The sequence below is a fragment of the Bradyrhizobium sp. WSM1743 genome (assembly GCF_000473065.1).
Taxonomy (GTDB): domain Bacteria; phylum Pseudomonadota; class Alphaproteobacteria; order Rhizobiales; family Xanthobacteraceae; genus Bradyrhizobium.
Genome location: NZ_AXAZ01000012.1, coordinates 160380 through 169032, shown reverse-complemented (window position 1 = coordinate 169032; position 8653 = coordinate 160380). Strand labels below are relative to the sequence as shown.

Here is an 8653-nt window from a genome sequence, read left to right as displayed (position 1 = left end):
GCTGGCACACCTCTTGATCATCCTGCTGCTCGAGCCGCTTGCCCGCGACTTCGAGGACTCTCCCCGCTGGATGCAGGCCGCCTGACGGCACCTGGCGCTTGGCGTGTTTTGCAACAACTCGTTGCATCCTTGCTACAAGCGATCATTCCACAACCAACCATCCGTTGCTTCCGCCGCAGAAAGCGAGCGCTTGGGCGGCACCTGCGCGAGCCTCCTCGAAAACGTCCGTATCAATCGATGCTCGCGCTACCTTAACGCCTATGCGGCCTTCCCTGCGCCCTCTTGGCTTTCAGAGGGTGGAGCGATCAGGCAAAGCTCGGGCGAATTGCGCCGCGAGAATGAATATGCACGTCTGCCACCACGCACGCGCTGTCATCGCCCGGCTTGACCGGGCGATCCAGTACTCCGAGACGGCAGTGGTTGAATCGAGAGGCCGCGGCGTACTGGATTCCCCGCCCCAGTGCGCGATTGCGCACGAGGCGGGGAATGACAGCGTCACTTGGAGAGCGAGCTATCGCCACACACTCCGTCATTGCGAGCGCGCGCCTCAGCCTTGGCTGGCCACGCGCCCACGGTCGAGATGCTGCTCGATCTTGGGGCGGTCACGCGTGCGCTCGAAACTGGTGCACAGCAGTTCGGTCTCCTCGAGCGAGATCGGAGCACGATAGAGCCGGCACATGAATTCGGCGGTTCCACGTCCTTTGCCGGTGCCCGGGCCGCGCTCTGCGAGAAACATGCAGTCCCGGCAGATGCTGGCATCGAGCCGCTGATGGGCCGCGTCGAGATGATTGAGAATCTCGCGGAGAGAATCGCGCAGCCTGATACACTCGTCGGTCCCGAGCGCCGTGACCGCATTCAACACGTGGTTGATCGGGTCGTGCTGGTTCAGGCATTTGTCGCCCTGGGCGGTGACGTGCAGGACGACGGAACGCTTGTCCTCATGCGATGGCTTTCGCACCAGAAGGGACTTGCTCTCCAGAGTCTTCACGATTTGCGATGCAGTCGCTCGGGTGGCGCCGATGAAGCCGGCCAGCGCGGACGGGGTGCGCGAAAACCGGTTGGCGCGGCCGAGAAAGCGCAGTGCCATCCACTCCCGATCGCGCAATCCATGCTGGTTGCCTTCGAAATACCAAGCCCTCGCCGCCTGAACCAGCAGCTCGACGGCTTCTCGCGCCAATGGCATGAATCTACCTCGTCCCCGGAACTTCGTCTGCGGCGTCCCGAAGCCGCTTTGCGCCTTGAGTGTCCGAGCAGCATGTCGTGTCGAACTCTCGTTCAAAGGCACGAACCGCAACGGGCCCGACCGTGGCCGAGGCGCGTCGCATCGTCCGGAGCGACAGGCTGCGCCGCCGATGGCACCCCAACAGCGTCGTCGCGCGGGAGCCCGGGTTGCCGTCGCCGGCAGACGGTGGATCGGAGTAGTTCAACCGAAGCCCCCAAAGTTCAAGTCACAAGCAGACGTTTCTTGTATTCCGCGGAAACGATGAATGAGCTTCTCAACAAAATCAAGTAGAGACCCTCGCGGAGACTGGATGTCGTTGCAGGCGAATGTAACGTTCAAGGCAATCTCGCTCTTCGGGACACATGATGGTGAACGCAATACGCTGCCTGACGAGCAGCATGCGGCGCAACATACGAAGGTTTGATTGCACGGCACATTGCTGTCCGTCGTTGACGCAAACTGATCGAAGCTTGTGCACGACGATCATGTGCGCCGGCACGTCATCCACAACCTTTGCGTTCTACCGCAGAATCGTCAGGGGAACTCGTAGGAATTGCACGTGCCGGTTGTTGTTGCCGTGCTCGCGGAATCGCCGCTCGATCGCTTGCACTGCGGCCACGCGTTACGCTCACGGTGGATGGGATTACGGCGGAAATCGGTGACCGATGCGCGCATGCGCTGGAAGCGTGGCAACATGCGCAATCTGCTGTCGAAAACCACGAGCAGGACGGGCGGCAGGCGGCTGTCGCGTCGCCTCACCCTCTCCACCGGCTAATCGCCCTTGAGCATGTCCCGGAGCTCGCGGAACGGATCGGCGCTCGGCGGGGCCGAAGCGCCTTGCCGCATCGCGCTGTAGATTCTCGGAACCATCTCGACCGCCTGGTCGAGACCCGAATCACGGCCCGACTGATATCCGCCCATCAGGCGAAGGTCGCGCGTGTCCTCGTATTTCGCGATCATGGCGCGCAGCTTGCTCACCAATTCGCGCTCCTCGGGGTCCCAGACGTTATGGGCGAGGCGCGAGACCGAGGCCAGAACGTCGACGGCCGGATAGCGCGCCTGGTCGGCGATGTGCCTGGAGAGCACGATGTGCCCATCAAGTGTGCTGCGAATCGTGTCCGCGATCGGCTCGTTATGATCGTCGCCGTCGACCAGCACGGAGAAGATCCCGGTAATCGTGCCGGATCCTTCCTCGCCGGGCCCGGCGCGCTCCAGCAGGCGCGGCAGATCGGTGAAGACCGTTGGCGCGTAGCCGCGCGCAACCGCGGGCTCGCCTGCGGCGAGCGCGACCTCGCGAGCGGCATGGGCGAACCGAGTGATCGAATCGACCATCAGCAGGACCGATTCGCCGCGATCACGGAAATATTCGGCGACCGCCATGGCCGTCTTCGGCGCCAGCCGCCGCATCATCGGGCTTTCGTCGCCGGTCGATACGATTGTGACGGCGCGATGACGGTCGGTGCCCAGCACGTCCTCGATGAACTCGCGCACCTCGCGGCCGCGCTCGCCGACCAGGGCCAGCACGACAGTGTCGAAACCCTGGCTGCGGGCGAGCATCGCGAGCAGCGTCGATTTGCCGACGCCCGATCCGGCAAAGATGCCGACGCGCTGGCCGGCGCAGATCGGCGCGAACAGGTCGATGACGCGCACGCCGGTGCGCAGCGGTTTGTGCACGCGTGCGCGCTTCATGGCCGACGGCGCCTCCGCCTCCGCCGAGACCGCCTGGGATCCCTGGGTGAGGGGCCCCTGTCCGTCCAGCGGCGCGCCGAGGGCGTTGATGACGCGGCCCTTCCAGCTCGGATCGGGCGCGAAGGACAGAGGCGGCATCCGGTAGGCGACCGAGCCGAGCCCGCCAGCAAATTGCCGGTCGAACGGCTTGGCAACGATGCCGTCGCTGTCGATCCGTACCACCTCGCCGATCTGGCGCTTGCCGGCCGAATTGACGCCGATGAGCTCGCCGAGCCTGACGAAGCGCGACAGGCCGGAGACACGGAAATGCGTCGGCGCGATCTCGGAGATCGCGCCGCTGACGCTTGCCAGGGGAGTGCTCTGCTGAAGCTCCAGCAGCGCCCACTCAAGTTGCCGAAGAGCGTTCAAGGAAACCGTCCAACCTCAATCTCAATGCGCGCGAGGCGCGGTCTACTTGCCGGGTTCGCCGAGCGTCCGGATCGCGTTCTGGAGCGAGCTCTCGGTGCCCTCGATCATCGAGTTGGTGCCGTCGAAGGCGCGCGAGGCCGAGATCAGCCGCGTCAATTCGAGCATCGGATTGGCGCCGGAACCCTCGACATAGCCTTGCTTGAAGCCGTCCCGGGAGAAATCGGCGATGGCGGTCGCAGGCCGGTCGGGTGTCACGCCAGAATTGCCGTAGCGTTCGAGATTGGCGTCGGCCGGGATGTTGAACAGGCCGATGGTGCCGATCTCGTTGTTGTCCTGGGTGATCGCGCCGCTGCGCGCGATCGAGATCGGTCCGCCGTTCGGGTCGAGCGTGATCTGCGCGCCGCCGGAATCGACGACCGGGAAGCCGCTCACGGTCTGAAGATCGCCGTTGGGGGCGATCTGGAGGCGGCCGTCGCGCGTGTAGACCGTGCCGTTCGGACCGGCGAAGGCGATCCAGCCCTGGCCGACCACCGCGACGTCGAGCGGGTTGCCGCTCTCGGTGATGTTGCCCATCTCGCGCGAGATGATGTTGTCGCCAGGCGAGGAGAACGCCACCGGGGTTGGCCCCGCCTTGGACAGCACGGTCTCGAACTTCACCACGTCGGTGCGGAAGGCCGCCGTGTTGACGTTGGCGACGTTGTTGGCGATCGTCTGGAGGCGCTTTTCGAGGGCGACCTGCGCCGACAATCCCACATACAGAGCCGATTGCATGACTTACCTGTTGAACTTGATGTTCTGAAGTGTCGTGAGCACGTTGGTATCCATGCTGATCGACGTCGCGGCGCCGGCGATCAGGACCAGCGCGGGATTGGTCGAGCTGTCGCTCTGGGCCTGGGTCGCATCCCACATCGCCGCAAAGCGCTGCACGAACTTGGTCACCTTGGCCGGGTCCTGGAAGTCGGTGAGCTTGACCTTGCTCGCGATCATCTTGGCCTGGGCGTCGATATCGGCCGAGCTGATCGTCGCCGGCAGGCCGAGCGCGGTCTGCACCACCTGCGTCAGCGCCTTGTCCGCGAGGATCTGGTAGGCGGTCGTGATCGTGGAAGCCTTGCGGGTGAAATACAGCGCCAGACGCAGGCCTTCGTTCTGATCGCCGGCCTTCTCCTCCATCGTCTGCGTGACGTATTGGGTCGCGGTGCCGGTCGTGGCCGCGGCGGTCTGGGTCGCCTTGTCGCCGAGTGCGGCGAAATTGAAGGCGGTTGCGAATTGCCGGTAGCGGGTGTCGGTCAGCTTGTTGGCGAAGGCGTCCTTGCTCGCAACCCCCTCGGTCAGCACCTTGCGCATGAAAGCCTTGGCATAGGTCATGTCGCTGAGGCCATAGGCCTTCATCGCGTAGGAATAGAGACGATAGTCCTTCAGGAAATCGTCGATGGTCTTCACCTTGCCGATATGGCTGAGGAAATAATCGGTCTCGCGGCTGACGTCCGGCTGCTTCGCGACCTGCGTCAGCGACTTGCCCATGTCCTTGGTCAGCCTGGTGTAGTCCGCGATGGTGGATAGCATGACACGCGCCCCTCTGGCCGCCGTTGCGACACCGCTTCAAGCTGCCGCCAATTGCTTGCGCGGGGCTGGCGACGAAGGAGCCAGCTTCGCGCAAGCGTCGCCGACTAGGTATTCCCAGTGGGATCGGCGATGGAGCGGCGTGTTGGGCAGTTTCGTGGGGATTTTCATCACGGTAGCGGCGCTGCTCGGCGGCTTTGCCGCCATGGGCGGACACCTGGCCGTGCTCATGCAGCCGTGGGAATTCGTCATCATCATAGGTACCGCGGTCGGCACCTTCATCCTGGCCAATCCATGGAAGACGGTCGTGGACAGCGGGGTCGCCTGCATGCAGGCCATCACCAACGCGGTGCCGGGACAGCGCTATTACCTCGACCTGCTCGGCGCGCTGCACGCCCTGATGCGTGAGCTGCGGGGCAAGGGCCGCAACGAGGTGGAGGCGCATATCGACGATCCCTCGTCGTCCGAGATCTTCAAGGCATTCCCCAGCGTGCTCGGGGATCCCTCGCTGCTCCAGTTCATCTGCGACTATGTCCGCCTCATCATCATGGGCAACGCGCGTACGCACGAAATCGAAGCGCTGATGGACGAGGAGATCCACACCATCGTGAAGGGCAAGCTGGCACCTTACCATGCGCTGGTGACGGTCTCGGAGGCGATGCCGGCCCTCGGCATCGTCGCCGCGGTGCTCGGCGTCATCAAGGCGATGGGCGCGCTCGACCAGTCGCCGAAGCTGCTGGGTGGCTTCATCGGCGCCGCCCTCGTCGGCACCTTCGCCGGCATCTTCCTGTCCTACGGCATCATTTCGCCCTTCGCGATCAAGATCAAGATGACGCGCGAGAAGAAGTGCCGGCCCTACATCATCGTCAAGCAGACGCTGCTGGCGTTCATGAACGGCGCCATGCCGCAGATCGCCGTCGAGCACGGCCGCAAGATGATCTCGAGCAGCGAGCGTCCCTCGATCGACGTCGTCGAGAACGAGACCATCGCAGGTCCCAAGGCCGTCGTTGCCGATGCTGAACCCAAGGCGGCGCGCGCATGATGATGGAAGACGTCGAAGTCGATCAGCGCAAGCAGCTGCCGAACTACCTGCTGGACGCCGCCGGCATATCGATCGATCGTATGCCGATGCTCAATGTGATCTTCGATCGCATGGCCGCATCGTGCACCGACAGCCTGCAGCCGATGGCTGGAACGCCCTGCTATTTCTCGGTCAACGGCATTACCAACGACCGGGTCGGCGACATCATCAAGGACTACGAGGCCAACGCGGTCGCGGCGGTGCTCTATGCCGAGCAGTGGGACTCGCGCGTCATCATCATGCTCGACCGTGACTTCGTGTTCACGATGGTCGAGGCGATGTTCGGCTCCGACGGCGCCGAGCCGCCGCTCGACGTCGAGCGCTCTTTCTCGAACATCGAGCTCCGCCTGGTGCAGGCGCTGTTCGAACGTTTCGCCAAGGCGCTGCAATCCGCCTTCGCCGGCACTTCGAACGTCACCTTTCGCGTAGAGCGGGTCGAGACGGCGATGGCTTCGCTGGCGATCGGGCGGAGCGGCAACATGTCGATCTGCGCAAACATCATGCTGCAGGCGCTCTACCGCGGCGGCCAGATGTTCCTCATCATTCCGCACTCCGCGCTCAATCCGCTCCGCCAGAAGCTCGCTCATGTCGTCGTCAGCGATGGTCGCGCAGCCGACCCACGCTGGCGCGAGCAGATGGAGAGCGAGGTCCACCGGACCGAGGTGACGCTCAGCGCGGTGCTCGACGAGAAGATGGTGACGCTCGGCGACGTCGTGAAGTTCAAGGTCGGGCAGGTGCTCGAGCTCGAGGCCACGCCGCGCACGCTGGCCCGTCTCGAAAGCAACAATCAGGTGCTGTTCTGGTGTCAGATCGGCCAGCTTGATGGCTATTACGCCATGCAGGTGGCAGATCCCGTCGATCAGAAGCGGGAGTTCGTCGATGATATCCTATCTCGTTGATGTCGTGCTGCTGATTGCGCTCGCCTTCACCAGCATGCGGGTGACCAGGATGCACCGAGAGCTGGCGCGGTTGCGCAGCTATCAGGGCGAATTCTCGACCATCGTGCACGAGACGGCGGGCGCCTTCGACACGGTCATCACGGCGGCGCACGATTCCACCGCAAATCTCGGACGGCTCGCCAACGTGCTGAGCACGAAGATCGATCAGGCCCACGAGGCGATCGCGGCGCTCGATGCGCGGAGCGGGCTCGCGCCCGCCGCGACCGCAGGCGCCGACCTGAACAAGCATTGAAGCCGAAGCCGGCAGCACGAATACGATCGGAACGCCACGGCGCTCCGGGAGCGGAAATACCAAGAGGCGATAACAAATGGCGCAATCTTTCGACTATGAGTCTGCACCTGCATCGGCAGAGGCCGAGACGTCTCCGCTGGAGCGGCTGGCGGAGATCGCCCAGCGCACGGCCGAGGAGACCGGCAAGTTTGCCAATGTCGACGCCATCCTGCGCATTCCCGTCACCATGCAGGTGGTGCTCGGATCGGCGACCATTCCGGTGGCAAACCTGATGAAGCTCGGACGCGGCGCGGTGGTTCCGCTCGATCACCGGGTCGGGGAGCCCGTCGATGTCGTCGTCAACGGCCGCATCGTCGCCCGCGGCGAGGTGGTCGTCGTCGAAGAGGACAATTCGCGCTTCGGCGTCTCGCTCACGGAGATCGTCGGGCCGCTGGGGCAGGGTGATACCTGACCATGGCGGCACCGGTCGGCATCGCTCCCGTCAAGCAGCGAGGCGTTACCACGCTGGGCGGCACGGAAAAGGTCGCCGCGCTCCTGCTGGCGATGGGCCGGCAGGCGGCGGCGAGCGTGCTGCAGCAGTTCGAGCCGCAGGAGATCCGCATCGTCACCAAGGCGGCGGCGGAGCTGCGGCCGATCACCGCGCAGGAGCTCGAGGGAATCGTTGAGGAGTTCGCCCAGCAGTTCTCGATGGGCGCGAACATTCTCGGCACGCTCGGCGGACTGGAAGCCGTGCTCGGCGACGTGCTTCCGGCCGACCAGGTCTCGCAGATCATGTCGGATCTGCTCGGCAATTCGAGCCGCTCGGTGTGGGACCGCGTCTCGTCGGTGTCGGAAAACTCGCTGGCGAGCTACCTGTCCAAGGAGCATCCGCAGACCGCGGCGCTGATCCTGTCCAAGGTCAAGCCGGCCTGCGCCGCCAAGGTCATGAGCCAGCTGCCATCGAGCCTGCGCAACGAACTGATGCGGCGCGTCCTGAGCCTCAAGCCGATCGTCGACGACGCCATGCGCATCATCGAGAAGACGCTGCATGAGGACCTGACGCTGAACTTCGCCCGCAACCTTGGCGCTGACACCTACGCCCGCGTCGCCGATATCATCAACAAGATGGAACGCGGCCACATCGAGGACATGCTGAAGAGCCTGTCGGAGAAGCGGCCGAAGTCGGCCGAAGTGCTCAAGGAGCTGCTGTTCACCTTCGACGACGTGGTCAACCTGACGCCGAAGGCGCGCACCATGATCTTCGACCAGGTGCCGACCGATCGCATCGTCGTCGCGCTGAAGGGCACCGACAAGAACTTCCGCGAGCTGATCCTGTCCTCGGTCGCCTCGCGCGTCCGCCGCGTCGTCGAGCACGAGCTCGCCATCGGCGAGCCGTCCAACCAGCGCGACGTGCTGGAGGCGCGGCGCGTGATCACCGACCTCGCGCTCGAACTGGCGGAGAAGGGCGAAATCGAGCTCAACCCCGAGCAGGAGGATGAGCTGGTCTTTCGCTGACCGCTGAA

General features: G+C 64.3%; 10 protein-coding genes. 6 read left to right on the top strand and 4 right to left on the bottom strand.

Translation table 11 applies throughout. The features are described from left to right. Nucleotides 1-547: 547 nt before the first annotated feature. Nucleotides 548-1183, bottom strand: coding sequence for a MarR family winged helix-turn-helix transcriptional regulator (locus tag YU9_RS0110640; protein ID WP_027572809.1), 636 nt, complete (start codon nucleotides 1181-1183; stop codon nucleotides 548-550). Nucleotides 1184-1781: 598 nt separating this feature from the next. On the opposite strand from YU9_RS0110640, the gene YU9_RS47560 reads away from it, so the two are divergent. After that, a complete protein-coding gene (locus YU9_RS47560) occupies nucleotides 1782-1997 on the top strand; it encodes a hypothetical protein (protein WP_156951804.1) in 216 nt (71 codons plus the stop codon). Here YU9_RS47560 and fliI read toward each other — a convergent pair. From fliI to YU9_RS0110615, 3 genes are read right to left on the bottom strand one after another with little or no spacing between them, the layout of a single operon-like run. Next, entirely contained in the window at nucleotides 1994-3319 is a 1326-nt protein-coding gene (fliI, locus tag YU9_RS0110625; protein WP_027572808.1) for a flagellar protein export ATPase FliI, read from the bottom strand. The two genes, YU9_RS47560 and fliI, sit on opposite strands and share 4 nt — an antisense overlap. A 42-nt stretch (nucleotides 3320-3361) precedes the next feature. Next, nucleotides 3362-4090: a flagellar basal-body rod protein FlgF gene (gene flgF / locus YU9_RS0110620; RefSeq protein WP_027572807.1), complete on the bottom strand. Its 729-nt coding sequence runs from the start codon at nucleotides 4088-4090 to the stop codon at nucleotides 3362-3364. 3 nt (nucleotides 4091-4093) lie between these two features. Next, nucleotides 4094-4882: a DUF1217 domain-containing protein gene (locus tag YU9_RS0110615; protein WP_027572806.1), complete on the bottom strand. Its 789-nt coding sequence runs from the start codon at nucleotides 4880-4882 to the stop codon at nucleotides 4094-4096. 142 nt (nucleotides 4883-5024) lie between these two features. Between YU9_RS0110615 and motA the strand changes: the two genes are divergently transcribed. The 5 genes from motA (at nucleotide 5025) to YU9_RS0110590 (ending at nucleotide 8645) form a co-directional block, all read left to right on the top strand. Beyond that, nucleotides 5025-5921, top strand: coding sequence for a flagellar motor stator protein MotA (motA, locus tag YU9_RS0110610; protein ID WP_027572805.1), 897 nt, complete (start codon nucleotides 5025-5027; stop codon nucleotides 5919-5921). Beyond that, the gene (locus YU9_RS0110605) at nucleotides 5918-6859 is read left to right on the top strand and encodes a flagellar motor switch protein FliM (protein ID WP_027572804.1); all 942 of its coding nucleotides are present in this window, start codon (nucleotides 5918-5920) and stop codon (nucleotides 6857-6859) included. The genes motA and YU9_RS0110605 overlap by 4 nt, the downstream gene beginning before the upstream one ends. Next, nucleotides 6840-7151, top strand: coding sequence for a hypothetical protein (locus tag YU9_RS0110600; RefSeq protein WP_027572803.1), 312 nt, complete (start codon nucleotides 6840-6842; stop codon nucleotides 7149-7151). The genes YU9_RS0110605 and YU9_RS0110600 overlap by 20 nt, the downstream gene beginning before the upstream one ends. A gap of 76 nt (nucleotides 7152-7227) precedes the next feature. Further along, a complete protein-coding gene (gene fliN / locus YU9_RS0110595) occupies nucleotides 7228-7602 on the top strand; it encodes a flagellar motor switch protein FliN (protein ID WP_027572802.1) in 375 nt (124 codons plus the stop codon). Between the two features lie 2 nt (nucleotides 7603-7604). Further along, nucleotides 7605-8645 (top strand): flagellar motor switch protein FliG, encoded by a 1041-nt coding sequence (locus YU9_RS0110590; RefSeq protein WP_027572801.1) that lies wholly within the window; start codon nucleotides 7605-7607, stop codon nucleotides 8643-8645. Nucleotides 8646-8653 lie beyond the last annotated feature (8 nt).